This is a genomic window from Streptomyces sp. JLYT201, from assembly GCF_059448825.1.
Map to the genome: position 1 here is coordinate 8226584 of NZ_CM182551.1, position 21670 is coordinate 8248253.

Annotated in this window: 23 protein-coding genes and 1 pseudogene; 16 read left to right on the plus strand and 8 right to left on the minus strand. The window is 74.9% G+C overall.

The window, feature by feature from the left end; all coding sequences use genetic code 11:
* Positions 1-292 precede the first annotated feature (292 nt).
* Genes AC5WAM_RS35140 through AC5WAM_RS35150 form a run of 3 tightly spaced genes read right to left on the minus strand, consistent with a single transcriptional unit; the run spans position 293 to position 2519 of the window.
* A complete protein-coding gene (locus AC5WAM_RS35140; RefSeq protein WP_366795322.1) occupies positions 293-1057 on the minus strand; it encodes a class I SAM-dependent methyltransferase in 765 nt (254 codons plus the stop codon).
* On the minus strand, positions 1054-1776 hold the full coding sequence (locus AC5WAM_RS35145) for a TIGR04282 family arsenosugar biosynthesis glycosyltransferase (RefSeq protein ID WP_495519970.1): 723 nt from the start codon (positions 1774-1776) through the stop codon (positions 1054-1056). Before AC5WAM_RS35145 ends, AC5WAM_RS35140 begins: the two co-directional genes overlap by 4 nt.
* Positions 1773-2519 carry a glycosyltransferase family 2 protein gene (locus AC5WAM_RS35150; protein WP_495519971.1) on the minus strand — a complete coding sequence of 249 codons (747 nt, stop codon included), beginning with the start codon at positions 2517-2519 and terminating at the stop codon, positions 1773-1775. The genes AC5WAM_RS35145 and AC5WAM_RS35150 overlap by 4 nt, the downstream gene beginning before the upstream one ends.
* 123 nt (positions 2520-2642) lie before the next feature.
* On the opposite strand from AC5WAM_RS35150, the pseudogene AC5WAM_RS35155 reads away from it, so the two are divergent.
* A pseudogene (locus AC5WAM_RS35155) lies at positions 2643-3344 on the plus strand (response regulator transcription factor); the annotation flags it as partial.
* Between the two features lie 305 nt (positions 3345-3649).
* Positions 3650-4765, plus strand: a complete 1116-nt coding sequence (locus AC5WAM_RS35160; protein ID WP_366795326.1) for a sensor histidine kinase — start codon at positions 3650-3652, stop codon at positions 4763-4765.
* Positions 4766-4795: 30 nt separating this feature from the next.
* On the opposite strand, the gene AC5WAM_RS35165 is transcribed toward AC5WAM_RS35160, so the two are convergent.
* Positions 4796-5839: an NAD-dependent epimerase/dehydratase family protein gene (locus tag AC5WAM_RS35165; protein WP_495519972.1), complete on the minus strand. Its 1044-nt coding sequence runs from the start codon at positions 5837-5839 to the stop codon at positions 4796-4798.
* Between the two features lie 320 nt (positions 5840-6159).
* Here AC5WAM_RS35165 and AC5WAM_RS35170 point away from each other — a divergent pair, with 320 nt between their 5' ends.
* Together AC5WAM_RS35170 and AC5WAM_RS35175 are read left to right on the plus strand one after the other, a co-directional pair.
* Complete coding sequence (locus AC5WAM_RS35170; protein WP_495519973.1) at positions 6160-6858, plus strand: hypothetical protein; 699 nt, start codon at positions 6160-6162, stop codon at positions 6856-6858.
* Positions 6859-6993: 135 nt separating this feature from the next.
* A complete protein-coding gene (locus AC5WAM_RS35175; RefSeq protein ID WP_495519974.1) occupies positions 6994-8082 on the plus strand; it encodes a PucR family transcriptional regulator in 1089 nt (362 codons plus the stop codon).
* Positions 8083-8092: 10 nt separating this feature from the next.
* On the opposite strand, the gene AC5WAM_RS35180 is transcribed toward AC5WAM_RS35175, so the two are convergent.
* Positions 8093-8512 carry a CoA-binding protein gene (locus tag AC5WAM_RS35180; RefSeq protein ID WP_495519975.1) on the minus strand — a complete coding sequence of 140 codons (420 nt, stop codon included), beginning with the start codon at positions 8510-8512 and terminating at the stop codon, positions 8093-8095.
* Positions 8513-8646: 134 nt separating this feature from the next.
* Complete coding sequence (locus AC5WAM_RS35185) at positions 8647-9222, minus strand: TerD family protein (protein WP_138958390.1); 576 nt, start codon at positions 9220-9222, stop codon at positions 8647-8649.
* Positions 9223-9481: 259 nt separating this feature from the next.
* On the opposite strand from AC5WAM_RS35185, the gene AC5WAM_RS35190 reads away from it, so the two are divergent.
* Both AC5WAM_RS35190 and AC5WAM_RS35195 read left to right on the plus strand, forming a co-directional pair.
* A complete protein-coding gene (locus AC5WAM_RS35190) occupies positions 9482-9961 on the plus strand; it encodes a BlaI/MecI/CopY family transcriptional regulator (protein ID WP_495519976.1) in 480 nt (159 codons plus the stop codon).
* 8 nt (positions 9962-9969) lie between these two features.
* Positions 9970-10923 (plus strand): M48 family metalloprotease, encoded by a 954-nt coding sequence (locus AC5WAM_RS35195; RefSeq protein WP_495519977.1) that lies wholly within the window; start codon positions 9970-9972, stop codon positions 10921-10923.
* 46 nt (positions 10924-10969) lie between these two features.
* Here AC5WAM_RS35195 and AC5WAM_RS35200 read toward each other — a convergent pair whose 3' ends face one another.
* On the minus strand, positions 10970-11425 hold the full coding sequence (locus AC5WAM_RS35200) for a tellurite resistance TerB family protein (RefSeq protein WP_030678563.1): 456 nt from the start codon (positions 11423-11425) through the stop codon (positions 10970-10972).
* Between the two features lie 237 nt (positions 11426-11662).
* Between AC5WAM_RS35200 and AC5WAM_RS35205 the strand changes: the two genes are divergently transcribed.
* Positions 11663-12391 (plus strand): transcriptional regulator, encoded by a 729-nt coding sequence (locus AC5WAM_RS35205; protein WP_495519978.1) that lies wholly within the window; start codon positions 11663-11665, stop codon positions 12389-12391.
* A gap of 21 nt (positions 12392-12412) precedes the next feature.
* On the opposite strand, the gene AC5WAM_RS35210 is transcribed toward AC5WAM_RS35205, so the two are convergent.
* Positions 12413-13072, minus strand: coding sequence for a 4'-phosphopantetheinyl transferase family protein (locus AC5WAM_RS35210; RefSeq protein WP_495523713.1), 660 nt, complete (start codon positions 13070-13072; stop codon positions 12413-12415).
* 188 nt (positions 13073-13260) lie between these two features.
* On the opposite strand from AC5WAM_RS35210, the gene fabG reads away from it, so the two are divergent.
* The 9 genes from fabG (at position 13261) to sbnB (ending at position 21645) form a co-directional block, all read left to right on the plus strand.
* The gene (gene fabG, locus AC5WAM_RS35215; protein WP_366795339.1) at positions 13261-14049 is read left to right on the plus strand and encodes a 3-oxoacyl-ACP reductase FabG; all 789 of its coding nucleotides are present in this window, start codon (positions 13261-13263) and stop codon (positions 14047-14049) included.
* Positions 14046-14840, plus strand: a complete 795-nt coding sequence (locus tag AC5WAM_RS35220) for a thioesterase II family protein (RefSeq protein ID WP_495519979.1) — start codon at positions 14046-14048, stop codon at positions 14838-14840. Before fabG ends, AC5WAM_RS35220 begins: the two co-directional genes overlap by 4 nt.
* Positions 14837-15772: a TauD/TfdA family dioxygenase gene (locus AC5WAM_RS35225; RefSeq protein WP_366795341.1), complete on the plus strand. Its 936-nt coding sequence runs from the start codon at positions 14837-14839 to the stop codon at positions 15770-15772. Before AC5WAM_RS35220 ends, AC5WAM_RS35225 begins: the two co-directional genes overlap by 4 nt.
* A 38-nt stretch (positions 15773-15810) precedes the next feature.
* Positions 15811-16785, plus strand: coding sequence for a TauD/TfdA family dioxygenase (locus AC5WAM_RS35230; protein ID WP_366795342.1), 975 nt, complete (start codon positions 15811-15813; stop codon positions 16783-16785).
* A gap of 43 nt (positions 16786-16828) precedes the next feature.
* Positions 16829-17809 (plus strand): beta-ketoacyl-ACP synthase III, encoded by a 981-nt coding sequence (locus tag AC5WAM_RS35235; protein WP_138958383.1) that lies wholly within the window; start codon positions 16829-16831, stop codon positions 17807-17809.
* 166 nt (positions 17810-17975) lie between these two features.
* Positions 17976-18221, plus strand: a complete 246-nt coding sequence (locus tag AC5WAM_RS35240) for an acyl carrier protein (protein WP_138958382.1) — start codon at positions 17976-17978, stop codon at positions 18219-18221.
* A 3-nt stretch (positions 18222-18224) separates the two neighbouring features.
* Positions 18225-19607, plus strand: coding sequence for a condensation domain-containing protein (locus tag AC5WAM_RS35245; protein WP_495519980.1), 1383 nt, complete (start codon positions 18225-18227; stop codon positions 19605-19607).
* On the plus strand, positions 19604-20623 hold the full coding sequence (sbnA, locus tag AC5WAM_RS35250; protein WP_172383642.1) for a 2,3-diaminopropionate biosynthesis protein SbnA: 1020 nt from the start codon (positions 19604-19606) through the stop codon (positions 20621-20623). Before AC5WAM_RS35245 ends, sbnA begins: the two co-directional genes overlap by 4 nt.
* A complete protein-coding gene (gene sbnB, locus AC5WAM_RS35255; protein WP_495519981.1) occupies positions 20617-21645 on the plus strand; it encodes a 2,3-diaminopropionate biosynthesis protein SbnB in 1029 nt (342 codons plus the stop codon). The genes sbnA and sbnB overlap by 7 nt, the downstream gene beginning before the upstream one ends.
* Positions 21646-21670 lie beyond the last annotated feature (25 nt).

The window sequence follows — 21670 nt, forward strand, 5'->3', positions numbered from 1 at the left end:
ACGGGGCGGGCCCCTGCCACCTCCTGCTGCTGCTCGCCTCGTTCGCGCTCGCCGGGTACGCGGGGGTGCGGCTGCTGCGCGACGACTGGACGGCGGTCGCGGTGTGGTTCGTCGGCGCCGCGCTGCTGCACGACCTCCTGCTCGCGCCGCTGTACGCGGCCGCCGACCGGGCGGTCACGGCCGCGCTGGGCGGGCGGCGCCGGAACCTGACCGCGTTCGTACGGGTCCCGGCGGCCCTGTCGCTGCTGCTCCTGCTGGTGTGGTTCCCGCTGATCACCCGTCAGGTACCGCGCTACGAACGGGTGACGGGGCTGCCCGCCGAGGTGTTCCTGGCCCGCTGGCTGCTGGTCACGGCGGGCCTCTTCGCGGGCTCCGCGCTGTGGCTCGCGCTGCGGGCCGCGCGGCGCCGCAGGGCCACGAAGCAGCGGCCGTCGGCCGTCCACTGATCGGCCGGGCGCAGTCCCGCCGGGCGGGCGTGGCCGACCAGCGCGGCCGTGCCGAGCCGGGCCCACGGGAACGTACCCCCGGGCCCGGCGCGCCCCGTGCCGTCGTCGACGCGGACACGGACGCGCTCGTCCACGTCCACCGGTGCCGCCTCGGCGATCAACAGGCCGCCGGGAGCGAGGAGTTCGGCCACGCGGGCGAGGAGTGCGGCCGGGTCGCCGCCGATGCCGACGTTGCCGTCCATGAGCAGCGCGGTGCCCCACCGGCCCTCGCCCGGCAGCGGGTCGAAGACCGACCGGCGCAGGGCGGAGCCGCCGAGGCGCAGCGTGTGCCGGACCGCCGCCTCGCTGACGTCGATGCCGAGCGCGCGGTGGCCTCCGGCGGCGAGCGCGGCGACCAGGCGGCCCGGGCCGCAGCCGATGTCGAGGACGGGCCCCGCGCAGCGGCGCAGCGCCGAGCGGTCGGCCGGATCGGGCGCCGCGCACCAGCGCTCCACGTCGAGCGGGAGCAGCCAGCCGTCGGCCCGGCGCAGGAACAGCGGGCCGCGCCCGGCGCGCAGCGCCTCCTCGTACAGGTCGGCACCCCACGGCGGCGGCGGTACGACGGTGCTCATCGGCGGGCCGCCCCGTCGATCGGGGCCGTCCCGCCGGTCCGGGCGGTTCCGTCGAGCCGGGTCGTCCCGCCGGTCCGGGCCGACCGGTCGAGCCGGGCCAGTGCGGCGGCGAACCGGGTGCCGGGGGCCAGGGCCGCGACGTGGGCGGCGTCGGCCGCCGTGTCGACGTCCCGCAGCACCGCGAGGTCGCGCACCCGCAGGCCCGCCCCGGTGAGCCGGGAGCGCTGCGCGGCGCCGGTCGTCGGCGTGGACATGGGCACCCCGCGCAGCAGGTCCGGGTCGGGCTCGGCGAGCCCGAGGGCCCAGAACCCGCCGTCGGCAGCGGGCCCGAACCAGGCGTCGGCGTCCCGCCGGGCGTCGGCCGCGAGCGCGGGCGCGAGGAGCGCGGGCGTCACCTGCGGGGTGTCCATGCCGATGAGCACGGCCGGCCCCGCGCAGCCCGCGAAGGCGGCGGCGAGGCGCGCGTCGAGCCCGCCCGCGGCCTGCGGCACCACCTCGATGCCGGGCGGCAGCCAGGGGCCCGGTTCCCCGGCGAGCACGAGCACTCTGCGCCGCGCGGGAGCCGCGAGCACGGCGTCCAGGGTGTCGGCGAGCGCGGCCTCGGCGAGCCGGGCGGCCTCCTGCGGCGTGTAGGGCGGGGTGAGCCGGGTCTTCACCGTGCCGGGAACGGGAGCCTTGGCGATGACCAGGAGCGTGGCGGGCCCCGTGCGCGCCGTCATCGCGTGCCCGCCGCGCGGGGGCCGCGCGGCCGTGGCGCGAGGGGAGGTTCGGCGAGGACGCGGCGCATGTCCCGCACCGCCTGCCAGGTGCCCCGCCAGGTGCCGGTGACCTTGGACGCGCCGACGCGCGGCAGATACGGCACGTCGCGCTCCTCGATCCGCAGGCCCGCGTCGGCGGCCCGCACCACCATCTGCAACGGGTAGCCGCTGCGCCGGTCGGTGAGGTCGAGGGACAGCAGGTCCGTGCGGTGCGCCGCCCGCAGCGGGCCCAGGTCGCGCAGGGCGAGACCGGTGCGGCGGCGCAGCATCAGGGAGAGCGCGAGGTTGCCCGCGCGGGCGTGCGGCGGCCAGGCTCCGCGCGCCTGGGGCCGCCTGCGGCCCAGGACGAGGTCGGCGCGGCCCGCCGCGACGTCGCGGACGAACGGCACCAGCAGGCCGGGGTCGAGGGAGGCGTCGCAGTCGCAGAAGCACACGACGTCCGCGTCGGCGGCGGCGAGCCCGGCGTGGCAGGCGGCGCCGAAGCCGCGCCGGGGCTCGTGCACGACGGTCGCGCCGAGCGCGCGGGCGACGTCCGCCGAGCCGTCCGTGGAGCCGTTGTCCACGACGATCGCGCGCCAGCCCGCAGGAACGCGGGCGAGCACCCACGGAAGCGCCGCGGCCTCGTCCAGACAGGGCAGCACGATGTCGGCGGGCGGAACGGGGCGCTCCACCGGGGCCGGGGAGTCGGAGGAAGGGTGAGTCACGGCCCTCACCCTACGAAGCAGAAACGGACAAAAAGGGCTTCAGGTCCTTACGAAACGCGGACGTCGAGGCTGCCGGGCCTCACGCCGTCCGCACCCGTGGACGCGTGGTGCGACGCTGGTGGCATGCGGAACCCACCACCAGCCACCGGCGCGCGCGTCCTCGTCGTGGACGACGACCTGACCGTCGCCGAAGTCGTCACCGGCTACCTGGAGCGCGCCGGGTACGCCGTCGACCGTGCGGTCGACGGCCCCGGCGCGCTCCAGGGCGCGGCGGCGCGCGAGCCCGACCTCGTCGTCCTCGACCTGATGCTGCCCGGCATGGACGGCCTGGAGGTCTGCCGCCGCCTGCGGGCCCGCGGCCCCGTACCGGTGATCATGCTGACCGCGCGGGGCGACGAGGACGACCGCATCCTGGGCCTGGAGATAGGGGCGGACGACTACGTGACCAAGCCGTTCAGCCCGCGCGAACTGGTGCTGCGGGTCGAGTCGGTGCTGCGCCGCAGCCGCGCCGCCGACCCCGCGCCGCGGCCGGGCGCGCGGTTGCGCGCCGGGGCCCTCGCCCTCGACCCCGCGGCGCGCCGCGCCACCAAGAACGGTGCCGAACTCGCCCTGACCGTACGCGAGTTCGACCTCCTCGCGTACTTCCTGAGGCACCCGGGCCGCGCCTTCGGCCGGGAGGAGCTGATGCGTGAGGTGTGGGGCTGGGACTTCGGTGACCTGTCCACGGTCACGGTCCACGTCCGCAGGCTGCGCGGCAAGGTGGAGGACGACCCCGGGGCGCCGCGGCTGATCCGGACGGTGTGGGGGGTCGGATACCGACTGGAAACCGGCGAGCCCGGCGAGCCCGGCGAGCCGGGTGGGACCGGTGAGCCGGGTGACCTGAGGGGGCAGGGTGGGCCAGGTGGCCTGAGTGGGTCGGACGACACGGGTGATCCGGACGAGCAGGCTACGCCGGGGGAGCCGTACGAGTCGGGGGAGCCGTACGAGCCGGGCGACTCGAACAAGCAGGCCGCGCCGGGAGAGCCGCACGAGCCGGTTGAGCCGGACGCGCCGGGGAGGCCGGGCGAACCGGGGGCCGGGCCCTCGGGGGCGGCCGCGGGCCCGGCGCGCGGCGAAGGCGGTCCGCGCGCGTGACCGACATGCTGCTCATCGCCCTGTACGCCTTCCTCGGCGCGGTGGCCGCCGGACTGCTCGGCGCCGGTGTGCTGCGGCTGCTGCGCCACCGTTCGCTCGTCGTGTCCCTGACCGTCGTCGTCGCGGTGGCCGTCACGGCCATGCTCGCCGGGACGCTCGCCGTCGCGTGGCAGATGTTCCTGTCCCCGCACGACCTGACCGTCGTCACCGTCGTCGTCGCCATGGCCTCCGTCGTGTCGTTCGCGACGGCCCTCCTGCTCGGCCGGTGGGTGGTCGCTCGCAGCAGGGACCTGGCGCGGGCGGCCCGCTCGTTCGGCACCGGCGGCAGCTTCGCCGCGCCCGCCGCGCCCACCACGGCCGAGCTGCTCGCGCTCACGCGGGAGCTGGAGCACACCAGCGCGCGCCTCGCCGAGTCCCGGGAGCGGGAACGGGCCCTGGAGAGCTCGCGCCGCGACCTCGTCGCCTGGATCTCGCACGACCTGCGCACCCCGCTCGCGGGCCTGCGCGCCATGGCCGAGGCCCTGGAGGACGGCGTGGCCGCCGAGCCCGACCGCTATCTGCGCCAGATCCGCACCGAGGTCGAGCGCCTGGACGGCATGGTGGGCGACCTGTTCGAACTCTCCCGCATCCACGCCGGGGCCCTCGCGCTCACGCGCGCGCGGATCTCCGTCTACGACCTGGTGGGCGACGCCCTGGCCGGGGCCGACCCGCTCGCGCGCGAGCACGGCGTACGCCTCGTGGGGCAGCGCATCGACGCCGTGCCGGTGGAGGTCGACAGCAAGGAGATGAGCAGGGTCCTCGGCAACCTGCTGATCAACGCGATCCGCAGGACGCCCGCGGACGGCACGGTCGCCGTCACGGCGGAGCGGTCCGACGACGGCGTCGTCCTGTCGGTGACGGACGAATGCGGCGGCATCCCGGAGGAGGACCTGGCGCGGGTCTTCGACATGGGCTGGCGGGGGACGCACGCGCGGACCCCGCCGGCGGGCGCCGGGCTCGGCCTCGCCATCGTGCGCGGCATCGTCGAGGCCCACCGGGGCCGGGCGGCCGTGCGCAACGTCTCCGGCGGCTGCCGCTTCGAGGTGGTCCTGCCACCGGCCGGGGCGGTGTAGCGGGCCCCGGCCGGCGGCCCGGCGAAGCGCCTACCGCAGCGGCGCCCCCGCGAACTCCCGCATCCCCGCCGCGAAGCCCGTCATCGGCTTCCACCCCAGCTCCCTGCGCAGCCGGGCCGAGTCCGCCGTGATGTGCCGCACGTCGCCGAGCCGGTAGGCGCCCGTGGTCACCGGGGCGGGCCCGCCGTGGGCCAGGGCCAGGGCCTCGGCCATCTCGCCGACGGTGTGCGGCTCCCCGCTGCCGGTGTTGTACGCGGTGAGCACCCCGGGCGCGATGTCCGCCTCGACGGCGGTCGCCGCCGCCGACGCCACGTCCCGTACGTGGACGAAGTCCCGCAGCTGCCCGCCGTCCTCGAAGACCTGCGGCGCCTCGCCCCGGGCGAGGGCGGACCGGAACAGGGACGCCACCCCGGCGTACGGGGTGTCGCGGGGCATGCCGGGCCCGTACACGTTGTGGTAGCGCAGCGACACCGCGCGGCCGCCGGTGGTCCGGGCCCAGACGGCGCACAGGTGCTCCTGCTGGAGCTTCGTCGCCGCGTACACGTTGCGCGGGTCGGCGGGGGCGTCCTCGGGGACCCGGCCCGGTGTCAAGTCGTCGCCGCACAGCGGGCAGAGGGGCTCGAAGCGGCCCGCCGCCAGGTCCGCCTCGGCGCGCGGCCCGGGCCGCACCACGCCGTGGCGGGCGCACGCGTACCGCCCCTCCCCGTAGATGACCATCGACCCGGCGAGCACCAGGCGCCGCACCCCGGCCCGGGCCGCCGCGGCGAGGAGCACGGCCGTGCCCAGGTCGTTGCAGCCGACGTACGCGGGCGCGTCCGCGAAGTCCTTGCCGAGCCCCACCATGGCGGCCTGGTGGCAGACGGCGTCGACCCCGCGCAGCGCCTGGGCGACGGCCGCCTCGTCCCGTACGTCGGCGACGACGAGCCGCTCGCCGGGCCGGGCCGCGCGCGGCGGGCCCGAGTGCGCCGACGCCAGGAGCGCGTCGTAGGAGACGACGTCGTGGCCGCGTTCGAGCAGCGCGTCGACGAGGTGTGTTCCGATGAACCCGGCTCCGCCGGTGACCAGTACCCGCATGCCGTCCACGCTAGGCAGCCGACAGGGCCGCGGGCCGGTGCCACCGGCCCGTGTCACCGTTCCGTAAGACCTCGCCCCGCGCCGCGACGTTGCCGTACCCCGGCTGTCAAGTTGCCGTACCCCGGCTGTCAAGAGGACCCCGCTCGGCATCAAGAAAGCATAAAGATTGCCGGAAAATGGCAGTGCGCCGAGGCGTCCGGACAGGTCAGGATGGAAAGGCAGGAACGGGGGGCGAGGCCCGGGTGCCGGATCACGGAAACGAGGTCCGGCACCCGAGTGGGGACGACCCCCGGATGACCACCGGTCAAGGGGGCGGGGGCATGGGGGAGTTGTTCGGCGCGGTGGTGGGCTTTCCAGGGGTGGTGTTCACCTCGGCCCTGGCCGTCGTCGTGTGTTTCTGGCTGCTCGTGGCGGTGGGTGTCACCCGCGCGGACAGCTTCGACGAGGACGCCGACCTGGACGTCGTGGGACTCGGGGGAGTGCCGGTCTCCGTGGCGGCCTCGCTGTTCACCCTGGGCGGTTGGGTGACCGGTGTCGCCGGTTCGGTGGCGATGACGCGGGCCGGCCTGACGGGCATGGCGCACGCGGCGGTCGACCTCGGCCTGCTGCTCGCGTCCGCGGGCGTTGGCTGGGGCGTGACCCGGGTGCTCGTCCGCGCCCGCGCGCGGTGCTCCGCCGGCACGCCGGGGCCCTCGCCCCGGGACCTCGTCGGCTCGGTGGGCAGGGTCCGCGCGGGCGGGGTGGGCGCGGATTCCGGCCAGGCCGACATCACCACGCGCGAGGGCGCCGTGCTGGTCGTGGAGGTGCGCCGGGACCCGTCCGGGACGGCCGCGGCCCTCGCCCCCGGCAGCAGCGCGGTGCTGTACGCGTACGACGAGTCCGGCGCCTTCTTCTGGGCGGCCCCCGCGGCGGTGCCGCTGACTCCGGGGGTGCGCCCGCCACGCCCGCCGCACCCGCACGAGCATGCGCGGAAACGGTCCTCCGCAGGCCCCGACTGGCCCTGCGCCGACTGCGCCTGAGCCCCTGTCATGCCGAGGTTGCCCCTGGTCAGCAGGGTGGGAGCGGAATCCACCACCGCCCCACCCCCGTGCCTGCCGCCGCGCGTCCATGCGTTAGAAAGGCGGGGAGGGCCGAGCGGAACATCGGGGGCGTACATGACGGGCCGGGACATACCGGATGAATTCCTGGACGGCTATACGCGGCTGCTCGCCGACGCCTCCGCGACCGGGCGCGGCCTGACCCGCGACGAGCTGGACTCGCGCCGCGCCCTCGGCGAGCGCGCGGCCGACGCCGGGTACGGGCTGCGCGCGCTGGTGGGCGCGCACCTGGCGCGGGCCCGGGCGTTCGGCGCCGCGCCCCGCGCGCACGGGGTGCCGGGGGCCGCGCCGCCCGTGTCCGCCGAGGCCGTCCTCGCCGCCGTCGAGCAGGCCGTCGACGCCTTCGCCGAGGGCTATGAGCGCGCCCAGCGCCTGGCGATCCGTCAGGAGGAGGCCACACGGCGGGAGTTCATCGACGACCTGCTGCACGGGCGGAGCGACTTCGGGCTGCTCGCCGAGCGCGCGGAGCGGTTCGGGCTGCGCCTGTCCCTCGCGCACGCGGTCGCCGTCGCCCAGGGCGATCGTGCCTACGAGGACGGCGACGACGCCCCGCGCGAGGTGGAGCGGGCGCTGACGGGCCGGTTCGGTGACCGCAGCCCGCTGCTCGCCACCAAGGACGGCCGTCTGGTCTGCGTGACCACGGCCGACCAGGAGGATGTCCTCGACTTCTTCGCCAAGCAGGCGCACGCCGCGACGGACGGCGGCCGCGTCGCCGTCGGCCGCCCGCAGCCGGGCGCGGGCGGCGTCGTCCAGTCGTACGAGGAGGCCCTGAGCGCCCTCGACCTCGCCGCGCGCCTGGGCCTGCCCGAGCCGGTCCTGCGCGCCGCCGACCTGCTCGTCTACCCCGTCCTGACCCGCGACCGGCAGGCGATGGCCGACCTGGTCCTGAACACCCTCGGCCCGCTGCGGGCGGCCAGGGGCGGCGCCGAACCGCTCATCGAGACCCTCGCCGTCTACTTCGACGCGGGCTGCGTGGCCGCGCAGGCCGCCCGCCGCCTCAGCCTGAGCGTGCGCGCCCTCACCTACCGCCTGGAGCGCATCCACCGCCTCACCGGCACCAACCCCGCCGACCCGATGCACCGCTACACCCTCCAGACAGCGGTGATCGGAGCACGCCTCCTCGGCTGGCCCGCGCGGGAGTTCTGACCCGGGGGGCTCAGCGCGGCGCGGGGCCGAGCCGCGGGATCTCGATCGCGGGGCACCGGTCCATCACGATGTCGACGCCGGCCGCGCGCGTCCGCTCGTACGCCGCCTCGTCGACGACGCCGAGCTGGAACCAGACCGCATCGGCGCCGATGCCCACCGCCTCGTCGGCGACGGCCCCGGCGAGCTCGCTGTTCACGAAGACGTCCACGACGTCCACTTCGAAGGGGATCGCGTCCAGGGACGGGTACCCCTTCTCCCCGTGCACCGTCTCCGCCTTCGGATGCACCGGCACGATCCGCTTGCCGAACCGCTGCAGCACCTCCGCGACGCCGTACGCCGCCCGCTCCTGGTTGGACGAGAGCCCCACGACCGCCCAGGTGTCCCCGAGCTGGGTGAGGATCTTGCGGACGGTGGCGGGGTCGCCGTACATGGGGGCCTCCTGGGCGATGGTCGGTCTGACTGCCGCAACCACGTCGGGGGCGCGGTGATTCCTGAACGCCGTCTGCCCGAAGGACGCGGATGCGTCCTTCGGGCAGACGGCGTCGGTGCCGGGCGGCGGCGCTCTCAGACGTTGACGCCGAAGTCCGAGGCGATGCCGCGCAGGCCGGAGGCGTAGCCCTGGCCGACGGCGCGGAACTTCCATTCGGTGCCGTGGCGGTAGAGCTCGCCGAAGACCATGGCGGTCTCGGTGGAGGCGTCCTCGGAGAGGTCGTAGCGGGCGATCTCCTGGTTGTCGGCCTGGTTGACGACGCGGATGAAGGCGTTGCGGACCTGGCCGAAGCTCTGGCCGCGGTTCTCGGCGTCGTGGATGGAGACCGGGAAGACGATCTTGGTGATGTCGGCCGGGACGGTGGCCAGGTTGACCTTGACGGCCTCGTCGTCGCCCTCGCCCTCGCCGGTGAGGTTGTCACCGGTGTGCTCGACGGAGCCGTCGGGGCTCGTGAGGTTGTTGTAGAAGACGAAGTGCTGGTCGGAGACGACCTTGCCCGAGGCGTCGCAGAGCAGCGCGCTGGCGTCGAGGTCGTAGTCCGTGCCGGTCGTGGTCCGCACGTCCCAGCCGAGGCCGACCAGTACGGCGGTGAGGCCGGGCGCCTCCTTGCTCAGCGAGACGTTGCCGCCCTTGGCGAGGGAAACTCCCACGGTGTCCTCCTGTGGTCCTCTGCGGAGATGGTCCTTGTTGGAAAACCGGCCCCGTCCGTGACCGGACCGGGAATTAGAATCTACATGACTGTAGAAGTTGCTGCGGCGGCCGTACCGGCGCCCAGGAGGCCTCCTGCCCACTGCGGCCGTTACGATGTGGCGCTCCCCCGGTGACGTGCCCGACAGGGCGTGCCGCGTGCGGAGCGCCGACGGCGGGCCGAGCGCGCGCCGTCGTCACGACGGCAGGCGAGGACACGGCATGGAGCGGCAGGACGGCGACGGGCGGGAGCACCGCCCGCGCAGGCGGGGCCAGGGCGAGCTGGAGGCCCAGGTGCTCGCGGCGCTGCACGAGGCGCCGGGCCCGGTCGGCGCGGTCTGGGTGCAGGAACGTGTCGGCGGCGACCTCGCGTACACCACGGTGATGACGATTCTCACCCGGCTCCTCGCCAAGGGCGTCGTGAGCAGGGAGCGCGCGGGCCGCTCCTTCCGCTGGCGGTCCACCGCCGACGAGGCGGGCCTCGCCGCGCTGCGCATGCGCAAGGTGCTCGACAGCGAGCGCGACCGCGGGGCCGTGCTCGCCAGCTTCGTGACCACCCTGTCCGCCGCCGACGAACGCCTGCTGCGCGAACTGCTCGGCGACACCGGCGACATCTCTGATACCGGCGACATCTCTGATACCGGCGACACCGCTGATACCGGCGGCATCGGCGACATCGGCGGCGCGGCGGCGGAGGGCTGACCGTACGCATGGGGCTCTTCGTCTATCTGCCGCTGGTCCTGCCGCTCACCGCCTGGCCGGTCGCCCGGCTCGCCGCGCAGCACCTGCACCCGCGCACCGCGACCCGGCTGCTCGCGCCCCTCGCCGCCGTGATGGCCCTGTGCAGCACCCTGTGCCTGGCCCTGCTCATGGTCGTCGGCACCGCCCAGCTGCCCGGCAATCCGCTGCCCGACGCCTGGTCCGACCCCGAGGTCCGTGCCGCCCTGCCGTACGACGAGGTCGCGGGCGCGGCCGCGATCCCGGCGCTGCTCGCCGTGTGCGCGACGGTGGGCCGCACGGTGTGGCGGCACCTCGCGGTGCGCCGCCGGGCCGCGCGGGCCGTCGCGGGCCTCAAGGGCACTTCGGTGGCGGTCCTCGGTGACGCCGCCGACGGCGCGGCCTACGCGTACGCACTGCCCGGACCGCCCGGCCGTTCCGGATCCGGCCGCGTCGTCGTCACGCGCGCCCTCCTCGACCGGCTCGGTCCCGCCGAGCGGCGGGCCCTGTTCGCGCACGAGCGGGCCCATCTCGCCGCGCGCCACCACCGGTTCCTGCTGGTGACGCAGCTGGCCGCGCGGGCCAACCCGTTCCTGGTGCCGCTGCGCACGGCCACCGCCTACACGGTCGAGCGGTGGGCCGACGAGGAGGCGGCCCGGGTGGTGCGGGACCGGCGCGCGGTCGCGCGGGCCATCGGCAAGGCCGCCCTGCTGGCGGGCCGCGCCCCCGCGCCGGGCCTCGCGGGTCTCGCCGCGGCGGGTCCGGTGCCGCGCCGGGTGGCCGCGCTGCTCGCGCCCGCCCCGGCCGCGCGCACCCGCCCCTCGCTGTTCACGGGGGTGGGGCTCGCCCTGTGGTGCGCGGCGGGCGGCACCGCCGTCTCCGCGATGTCGTCGGCGAACGCGGCGGTCACGATGGTGCTCGTGCTGCGGGCGGCGACGCCCCTGTGAGGTGCGCCGCCGCCCGCGGTGCCATCGGCGCCCCGTGGGGCGTCCGTCAGAGGTCGAACTCGTGCGGCGGCAGGTCGAGGGCGTAGCACGCCTCGCGCACGACGGCCTGCTCGTCCTTGTCGAAGTCGCCGTCGGCGCCGCCGATGACGATGCCGATCTGCACCACGGCACGCGCCTCGGCGGGCTTCTTCTTGGCCTTGGCGACCTCCTGCAACACGCTGACCTTGCCGAAGTCGAAGTCGGTCGTGAGCTTGTTCACGTACTCGTCGAAGCGGCGGCGCAGGTCGTCCGCCGGGAAGTTCTGGAGCACGTCGTTCGACGCGATGAGCTGGGCCACGCGCTGGCGTTCGGCCTGGTCGACGGTGCCGTCGGCGGCCGCGACCAGGGCGCACATCGCCATGCTCGCGTCGCGGAAGGAGCCGCTCTTGAGGTCGTTCTTCTTCGCGAGCAGCTGGGCCTGCATCGTCGAGGCGGATTCCTTGAAGCGGTCCCACAGGGCCATGGAAAGTCTCCATCGGGTTGGTGCTCGTGAGCGGGCGTCAGCCGGTGCCGACGCGGCCCGCTCGTTTCTACAACGATGTAGAAACTAACACCAGGGCGGGAAAGTTCCGCAAGGACGGGGGAGGACGTACACGAGAGATGTGCATGAGGGACGTACGCGAGGAACGTCCGCCGACCTGGTCGGCGGACGCGCCCACGCGTACGCAGTGGCCGTACCACCACGGAAGGGGAACCCCCGATGACGTCGACGACCCCGGGGCCGCGTGAGCAGCCCGGCGGGCGGCCGCAGTTCACGGCGCGGGACCTGCTGGCCCGCGCGGCGGCGGAACTCCTGCCCGCGCCGGACGCCAACCCGTTCGTGCCGCTCGTCGCCGACGGCACGGCGGAGCGGGGCGCCGTGGCCGCGCTCGCCCTGGAACAGCGCCAGGTCATTCCGGCCGACCGCCGTTCCTTCCTGCACCTGGCGGACCGCTCGGCGCGGGCGGGGCTGCCCGCGGGCGCCGCGTTCTTCGCCTCCCTCGCCGAGGGCGAACGCCTCGCGGCCGACCGGCTCGGCCCGCTGCTCGCCGCCTGCCGGGTGAGCGCGGAGGAGGAGTGCGCGTACGCACCGAGGGCGGGCTGCCAGGCCTACCCCGCGTACGTGGCCTGGCTGGCCCTCAACGGCGAACCGGCCGACGTGGTGCTCGCCCTGACCGCCAACTTCGCCGCGTGGGGCGGCTACTGCGCGACGCTCGCGGCCGCGCTGCGCACGCGCTACGGCTTCTCCGACGAGGCCTGCGCGTTCTTCGACTTCTTCGCCGCGCCGGCCCCCGACCTCGACCGCGAGGCCCTGGCCGCGCTGGAGGAAGGCGTGGCCGGGGGCGGCGTCACCCCCGGGACGGCACTGCGGCAGGGGCGGCTGCTCCAGGAGTACGAGGGGATGTTCTGGGCGAGCCTCGCCGGGCGGGCGGGGGACGAACGGCCGTGACCCGGCCGCCCGGCGCGCGGCTCACTCCGGGCGCAGCACGATGGCCGTCGCGATGATCCCGTCCCGCATGGTCCACAGGCCGTCGAGCCCGGTCAGCTCGGAGCCCGCGACCAGCGGGCCCTCGATCAGGATCTTGGCGGAGAAGGTGCCGTCGGCACGGATGGTCAGGTGCGCGTCCTCGAAGCCGAGCCAGCGCCGGGCCAGCGGGAACCACGTCTTGTAGACGGACTCCTTGGCGCTGAACAGGAGCCGGTCCCAGGGCACGGACGGCTGCTCGGCGGCGAGCGCGGCCAGCGCGGCGCGCTCCGCCTCGTCGCTGACCAGGTCGAGCACGCCCGGGTCCGAGAGCCGCTCGGCGGGCTCCGCGTCGATGCCGAGCGAGGTCACCGCGGCGGCTTCGGCGACGACCGCCGCGCGGTAGCCCGCGCAGTGCGTCATGGTGCCGACCACGCCGTCCGGCCACACCGGCTCGCCCTTCTCGCCGCGCGGAATGGGCCCGGGCGGCACGCCGATGCGGGCGAGCGCGGTGCGGGCGCAGTGCCGCGCGGTGGTGAACTCCCGCCGCCGCTTGTCCACGGCCTTCGCCACGTGCACGGCCTCTTCGGGGTACAGGACCGCCTCGGCCGGGTCCTCGCGCGTCTCGCAGACGGCGACGGGCAGTCCGGCCAGGAGCGCGCCCAGTATGCGGGTTCCGCCGGGGGCCTCGGCCGCCGCGTTCGAAGGTGAGTTCACGGCGGATCACTCTACCGGGGGGCCCGCGTCCCCGACAGGGCCGCGCGGCCCGTCCGCGCCGGGCTGGTCACCGTATAGGTCACATATAGCGACCGAACCGACGCTCGACTCATTCGAACGAATGAGGGGGGCTTCACGTGGAGTCGGACCAGGGGGCCGGGCGTCAGGCCGGGCAGCAGGGCAAGGGCCAAGAAGCACGCGTCGCGCTGGTGACCGGGGGCTCCCGGGGCATCGGGCGCGCGGTGGCGACCCGGCTCGCGCGGGACGGCTTCGACGTTGCGCTGTGCTACCGCTCGGACCGGGCGGCGGCCGACGTCGTGGCCAAGGAGGTCGAGGCCGCGGGCCGCCGCGCCCTGACCCGGCAGGTCGACGTCGCCGACGGGGCCGCGGTGCGCGAGCTCGTCGCCGAGACCGAGGGGGAACTGGGGCCGCTGCACGCCGTGGTGGCCTCCGCGGGCATCACCCGGGACCGGCCGCTCGGCCTCATGACCGACGACGAGTGGGACGGGGTCGTCCGCACCAACCTCGACGGCACCTACCACCTGCTGCGGTCCGTGGTGCGGCCCCTGATGGGACGGCGCGGCGGCTCCATCGTCACGCTGTCGTCGGTGTCGGGCGTCGCGGGCAACTCGGGACAGGCCAACTACGCCGCCTCCAAGGCCGGGATCATCGGCCTGACCCTGTCGCTCGCCAAGGAGGCGGGCCGCTACGGAGTGCGCGCCAACGTGGTGGCGCCCGGCTTCATCGACACCGACATGGTCGCGGGCCTCCCCGACAAGGCGGTGCAGGGCGCCCTCACCGCCATCCCGCTGCGCCGCTTCGGCCGCGCCGAGGAAGTCGCCTCGCTCGTCTCGTACTTGGTGTCCGACGAGGCGTCGTACGTCACCGGGCAGGTGCTGCGCATCGACGGAGGCATGGCCCTGTGACCGCGTCCGACGATCCGGGCCTGTGGTTCCACCGCGCACCCGGGCCGCCGCGGACGCCGCGCCTGCGCCTGGTCTGCTTCCCGCACGCGGGCGGCACCGCACGGCTCTTCGACGGCTGGCGGCACCGCCTGCCCACCGCCGTCGAGGTCGTCGCCGTGCGCTACCCGGGACGGCAGGAGCGGCTCGACGAGCCGTGCGTGGAGTCCATGCCCGAACTCGCCGACCGGATCACCGGCGCCCTCGCCGGGTACGACGACGTGCCGCTCGCCCTGTTCGGGCACAGCATGGGCGCGAGCGTCGCCTACGAGGTCGCGCGGCGCCTCGAAGCGGGCGCGGGCCCCGCCCCCGTCCACCTCATGGTGTCCGCGCGGGCCGCCCCAGGGCACGGCGGGCGCACCACGCTGCACCGCGCGGCCGACGAGGTCCTGCTCGCCGCCGTGCGCCGCCTCGGCACCCTCGGCGGCGTCGACCCGTTCGCCGAGCCCGAGCTGCGCGAGCTGCTGCTGCCCGTGCTGCGCAGCGACTACCGGCTCGTCGAGACGTACGCGCCCGCCGCCGGGGCCGCCCCGCTGCACGCGCCCATCACCGCCTACCTGGGCGACCGCGACCCGGGGTGCTCGGGCGACCGGGTGCGCGCCTGGGAGGGGTTCACCACCGGTGACTTCGCGCTCCGGGCGTTCTCAGGAGACCACTTCTACCTCGCCCCCAGGGAGGCGGAGCTGACCTCGGACATCGCCGAGCGGCTCGCGCCCGCCCCGGTGGCAACCGCGAGAGGAACGACAGCGACATGACGCGATCCCAGACCTGGGCCCCGCACGAGGTGCGGGCCGCCGCCGGCGGCGGCGCCGACGAGCTGCTCACCCGCATCGACGAGCTCGACGGCGGCCTGGACGCCGCCCTCGTGCGCGAACGCGCCCTGGTGTTCCGGGGGTTCGAGGTCGGCACCGACGAACTCGACCGGGTCCTCGACCGGCTGCTGCCGCACCGCCTCGCCTACGTGCACGGCAACTCGCCGCGCACCAAGGTCGGCGGCAACGTCTACACGTCCACCGAGTACCCGCCCGAGTTCACCATCTCCATGCACAACGAGATGAGCTACGCGCACGTGTGGCCCGCCCGGCTCGCCTTCTACTGCGCGATCCAGCCCGGCGGGGGCGGCGCCACCCCCGTCCTGGACGCCGCCCGGTGGCTGGCGGCCCTCGATCCGGAGGTGCGCGAGGCCTTCGCGGGCGGCGTGCGCTACATCCAGAACCTGCACGACGGCTACGGCCTCGGCAAGAGCTGGCAGGACACCTTCGAGACCGCCGAGCGCGGCGTCGTGGAGGAGTTCCTGAAGGGCTCGGGCGCCGAGTGGGACTGGCAGCGCGACGGCTCCCTGCGCGTGGAGTCCGTGCGGCCCGCCACCACCCGGCACCCGGTCACCGGCGCCGAGGTGTGGTTCAACCAGGCCGACCAGTGGCACCCGGCGGGGCTCGGCGACGAGACGGCCGCCGAGCTCGCCGCGATCCTGCCCGAGGACCAGCTGCCCCAGATGGTCACCTTCGCCGACGGCGGCCGCATCCCGGGCGAGTACGTCACCCAGATCCGCGACCGCGGCCTGGCGGCCGCCGTCGACGTCGACTGGTACCAGGGCGACCTGCTGCTCATCGACAACGTCCTGCTGGCGCACGGCCGCCGCCCGTTCACCGGCGACCGGCGCGTCCTCGTCGCCATGTCGGACTGACGGCGCCGGGCCGCGGAGAGCGAGAGAGCGAGACAGCCATGAGCCACCAGGTCGAAGAGGTGCCCGCGGGCTGGGCCGGCGCCGGCACCCTGCCCGGGCTGCACCGGCCCGAGGTCCCCGGGACCCGGGTACAGGACTACATCCACGCCCGTCGGACGGCGCTGCGCGCCCAGCTCACCGAGCGCGGCGCCCTGCTCCTGCGCGGCTTCGACGTCGGGGGCGTCGACGGGTTCGACGGGACGGTGCGCGCCTTCTCCGGCACGCCGCCGCTGGCCTACGCCGAGCGGTCGTCACCCCGCAGCACCATCAAGGGCCAGGTGTACACCTCGACCGACTACCCGCCGGACGAGGAGATCTTCCTGCACAACGAGAACTCCTACCAGGCGGTGTGGCCGCGCACCCTGTACTTCTACTGCGTCGAGCCGCCCACCACGCAGGGCGCGACCCCGCTGGCCGACACCCGGCAGGTGCTGCGCTCCCTCGACCCGGAGGTCCGCGAGGAGTTCCAGCGGCGCGGCTGGCAGGTCGTGCGCAACTTCCACCCGGGCTTCGGCGTGCCCTGGCAGGAGGCCTTCAACACCACCGACAGGGCGGCCGTCACGGCGTACTGCGCCGAGCGCGACATCACCGCCGAGTGGCGTCCCGGGGGCGGCCTGCGCACCACCGCGGTGCGGCACGCCGTGCACCGCCACCCCGTGACCGGGGAGCAGGTGTGGTTCAACCACGCCACGTTCTTCAACCTCACCACCCTCGCCAAGGACGTGAGCGCGGGGCTGCGGGCCATCTTCGACGACCCGGACCTGCCGACCCACACCTACTACGGCGACGGCGGCGCGATCCCCGACGCCGTCACCGACCAGCTGCGCGCCGCCTACCGGGCCGCGACGGTCCGCTTCGACTGGCAGCGCGACGACGTGCTGATCGTCGACAACATGCTCACCGCGCACGCGCGTGAGCCCTTCACCGGCCCCCGGCGCATCGCCGTCGCCATGGCCGAGCCTTCGGACACCTGAGCGCCCCGAGCGCCGAGGACACTTCAGAGAAGTCGAGGAAGACATGCCCCTGGCAGACCTGTTGCAAGACGAGCGCACCTACGGCTCGCGCATCACGGGCATCGCCGCCTACCGGCCCGCCCGGCAGCTCACCAACGAGGACCTGGCGCCGCTCACGACGGTGTCCCCCGAGTGGATCGAGCAGCGCACGGGCATCAAGACCCGCCACCACGCGGGAGAGGGCGAGGGCCTGGTCGCCATGTCCGTGGCGGCCGGGGAGAAGGCGCTCGTGCACGCCGACGTCGACCCCGCCGAGGTGGACCTCACCATCGTCGCGACCGCCACCCGCAAGCGCCGCATGCCCGGCATCGCCCCGGAGGTGGCCAGCCGCATCGGCCTGCCCAACTCCGGCGCGTACGACCTGAACGCGGTCTGCGCGGGCTTCACCTACTCCCTCGCGATGGCGTCCAACGCGGTCCGGCTCGGTGAGGCCCGGACCGTCCTGGTCGTCGGCGCCGAACGCACCAGCGACTGGATCGACCCCCAGGACCCGGACACCTTCGTCATCTTCGGCGACGGTGCCGGTGCCGCCGTCGTCTCCCGCTCCACCGAGGTGGGCGTCGGACCCGCCGTGTGGGGCAGCGACGGCGCCCGGCACAAGGTGCTCGGCATCACGGAGAAGGCCGACGGCCGCGAGTACGTCCAGATGAACGGGCCGCTGGTCTACAAGTGGTCGACCGCCACCATGCCGGACGTCGCCCACCGCGCCTGCGCGGCCGCGGGCATCACCATCGACGACGTCGACTGGTTCGTGCCCCACCAGGCCAACAACCGCATCATCAGGACCCTCACCCACGAACTGGGGCTGCCGCCGGAGCGCGTCGTCAACGACGTCGTCGTCACCGGCAACACCTCGGCCGCGTCCGTACCGCTGGCCCTCAGCAGCCTCTACGACAGCGGCCGCAGCACCCCCGGCGACATCGTGCTGCTGCTCGGCTTCGGCGCCGGGCTCACCTACGCGGGCCAGATCGTGCGCATGCCGTAACGCTTCGCTGGGTTTGCCGCGCTGTGGTGCCGTCGATCGGCTGCGGGCCTCGTCGTGGCTGGTCGCGCCGTTCCCCGCGCCCCTTCGGGGCACTCCCGTGCCGCAGCGCACTTCATCCGTCACCTTCCATCCACGTCCCCAACCGCACACAGAAAGAGGTCACACCATGGCCAGAGACGCACTCACCGCCGACGTCGTCCGCCTCGTTCAGGACACCGCCTTCGACCTGGACGGCGAGGTCACCGCCGAATCCAGCTTCGAGGAGCTCGGCATGGACTCGCTCACCCGCGTCGACCTGCTCGCCGCCGTAGAGAAGACCTACCAGCTCTCGGTGCCCGACGACACCGTGGCGACGCTGCTGCGCGTGCGCGACGTCGTCGACTTCCTCGTCGAGGCCAAGGCAGGGGTCTGACGCATGGACCGCACCGACCCCTTGGCCGGGACGCTGCCCCTGTCGGTGGGGCAGGAGGGGCTGTGGCTGCTGCACACGCTGCACCCCGAGTCCACCACCTACAACCTCGCGGGCGGCGGGCGGATCACGCCCGCCCCCGACCTGGCGGCCCTGGACCGGGCCTGGCGGGCCCTGCTCACCCGGCACCCGATGCTGCGCTCGCGCTACACCGAGGTCGCGGGCCGGCCCCGGCGCGTCGTCGACGCCCCGGAGGAGGCCGCGCAGATCGCGGTCGTCGAGGTGCCGGACGCCGACGAGGAGGAGCTGCGCCGCCGCGTCAACGCCGAGGTGCGCGCGCCCTTCAGGCTCCAGGACGAGGGGGCGGTGCGGGCCACGCTGCTGCTGCGCCGCACGGACGCGCTGCTGGTCGTCGTCACGCACCACATCGCGACCGACGCCATCTCGCAGTGGCTGCTGTGGCGCGACCTGTTCGCCGCCTACGAGGCGGAGATCGCCGGGCGTGCCCCCGACTGGCAGCCCATCACCCACGACTACGACGAGTTCGTGGGCCGGGAGCGCACCCTCCTCGACTCGCCGCGCGGCACCGGGCAGGGAGAGTTCTGGCGCGCCGAGTGCGAGGGCTCCACCCCCGCCGAGCTGCCCACCGACCGGCCGCGCCCCGCGGTGTCCTCGCACACCGGGGCCAGCCTGGTGCGCCGGCTGCCCGACGCGCTCGCTCAGGCGGTGTCCGAGGCCGCCGCCGAGCGCCACGTGTCGCCGTTCGCCCTGATGGTGGGCGCCTTCCAGGCCATGCTGCACCGCTGCACGGGCCAGAGCGACTTCCTCATCGCCTGCCCGGCCTCCACCCGGCGCGCGGCGGCCGCCGACATCATCGGCTACTTCGTCAACCCGGTCCTGATCCGCGCCCGGTTCGACCGCGAGACCACCTTGCGCGAAGCCGTGGACGCGGCGGCGGACCGCGTCCGGCAGGCCACCGCGCGCGTCTCCTACCCGTTCCCGCTGGTCGCACAGGGCGCCTCCGGGCCGCTGTTCCGCATCTCCGTCACCATGGTCGCCACCGACCGGTTCGGACACGGCATGGACGGCCTGGTCGCGGGCGAGAAGGTGGCCCTCGCCGGACACGAGCTCGCCTACGTCGAGATCCCGCACCTGGAGGGCCAGTGCGACCTGGCCCTGGAGATCACCCGCGACGCGCACGGCCTCACCGTGGCCCTGCGCTACGACACCGACCTGTTCGAAGAGGCCACCGCCCAGCGGCTGTTCGACCAGTTCCAGCGGTGCGTCACGGCCACCGTCGAGGCGCCCGACACCCGGGTCGCCCGGGTGCCGCTCACCGACGACACCGAGCGGGACCTGCTGCTCGCGCTGAGCGGCGGGCAGGCGTGAGCGCCCGCACCGCGGTCCACGACAGCATCCTCGACGCCGTCGGCGGCACCCCGCTGGTGGAACTCGGCGGGCTCCTGCCGAGCTTCGGCTCCCGCGTCTTCGCCAAGCTGGAGTCGGCCAACCCCGGCGGCAGCGTCAAGGACCGCTCGGCGCTCTCCATGCTCCTGGGCAAGATCCGGGCCGGGGAGCTGCTGCCCGGCCGGTCCACCGTGGTGGAGTCGAGCTCCGGCAACCTCGCGATCGGCATCGCGCAGATCTGCCGCTACTACGGCATCGACTTCACGTGCGTCGTCGACCCGCGCACCACCCGGCAGAACCTGGCGATCCTGCGCGCCTACGAGGTCACCGTCGACATGGTCACCGAGCCCGACCCGGAGACCGGCGCCTATCTGCCGAGCCGGCTCGCGCGGGTGCGCGAGCTGGTGGCGACGACACCCGGCGCGTACTGGCCCAACCAGTACCGCAACCCGCTCAACCCGCGCGCCCACGTGCGCACCATGCGGGAGATCGACGAGGCGCTCGACGGCAGGGTCGACTACCTCTTCTGCTCCACCGGCACCGGCGGCACCCTGCGCGGCTGCGCCCAGTACATCCGCGACCGCGGCCTGAACACGACGGTCGTGGGCGTCGACGCGCTCGGCAGCGTGCTGTTCGGCGGGCCGCCCGGGCCGCGCCTGCTGCCCGGCCACGGCGCCGCCGTGCGCCCCGAACTCTTCGACCCGAGCGCCGCCGACGAGGTGGTCCTCGTCTCCGACCTGGAGTGCGTCGTGGGCTGCCGGACCCTGACGCTGCGCGAGGCCATCCTCGCGGGCGGCTCGTCGGGCGCCGTCACCGCGGCGCTCGGCAAGCTCGCGGACCGCATCCCCCCGGGCAGCACCTGCGTGCTGGTCTTCCCGGACCGCGGCGACCGCTACCTCGACACGATCTACGACGACGACTGGGTGCGACGCCACTTCGGCGACATCGAGCACCTGTGGAAGGAACAGGGACACACCATGGCGGTCGCAGCATGCTGATCCTCGGACACGGCGCGGTGGAGGGGCTGCTCGCCGGGCGCGAGCGGGAGCTCATCGACCTGGTCGCCGCCGCGTACACCGCGCACGACGAAGGCCGCACCAGCCTTCCGCACTCGGTGTTCCTGCGCTTCCCCGACCGGCCGAAGGACCGCATCATCGGGCTGCCCGGCTACCTCGGCGCGAGCGCGCCGACGGACGGCGACGAGGGCCAGGAAGCCGTCGCGGGCATGAAGTGGATCGCTTCCTTCCCCGACAACGTCGCCTCGGGCCTCCAGCGCGCCAGCGCCGCGATCCTGCTCAACTCCCTGAAGAACGGCCACCCCGAGGCCCTGATCGAGGCCTCGGTGATCTCCGCCCGGCGCACCGCGGCCTCCGCGGCGCTCGGCGCCCGGCTGCTCCTGGGCGAGCGCAGGCCCACCGGCGTCACCCTCATCGGCTGCGGCGTCATCAACCGCGAGGTCCTGCGCTTCCTCGCCGCCGACCGGCCCGAACTGACGGACCTCACCCTGTACGACAGCGACCCCGAGCGGGCCCGCTGCTTCGCCCGGGACAACGCGCGGCTGCTGCCCGACGTCAAGGTCCGCCGGCGCGACCGGCTCGACGACGCCCTCGCCGACCACGACCTGGTGTCCTTCGCCACGACCGCGGCGACCCCGCACACCGGCCTCGCCGCCTGCCCGCCGTCGGCCGCCGTGCTGCACGTGTCGCTGCGGGACCTGACCGTGCCCGCGATCCTCGGCGCGCACAACGTCGTCGACGACGTCGACCACGTCTGCCGCGAGCGCACCTCCATCCACCTGGCCGAACAGGAAACCGGCGGACGGGACTTCATCGAGGCCGGCGTCGGCGAGCTGCTGCGCGGACGGGCCACCCTGAGCCCCGCCCCGGGCAGGCCCCTGGTGTTCTCGCCGTTCGGCCTCGGCGTCCTGGACCTGGCCCTGGCCCGCTTCGTCCACGACAAGGCGCGCCGCTGCGGCATCGGCACCGTCGTCAGCGACTTCCTGCCGACGCCGGCCCTCTGACACCGCGGCTCGACACTCTTACGGA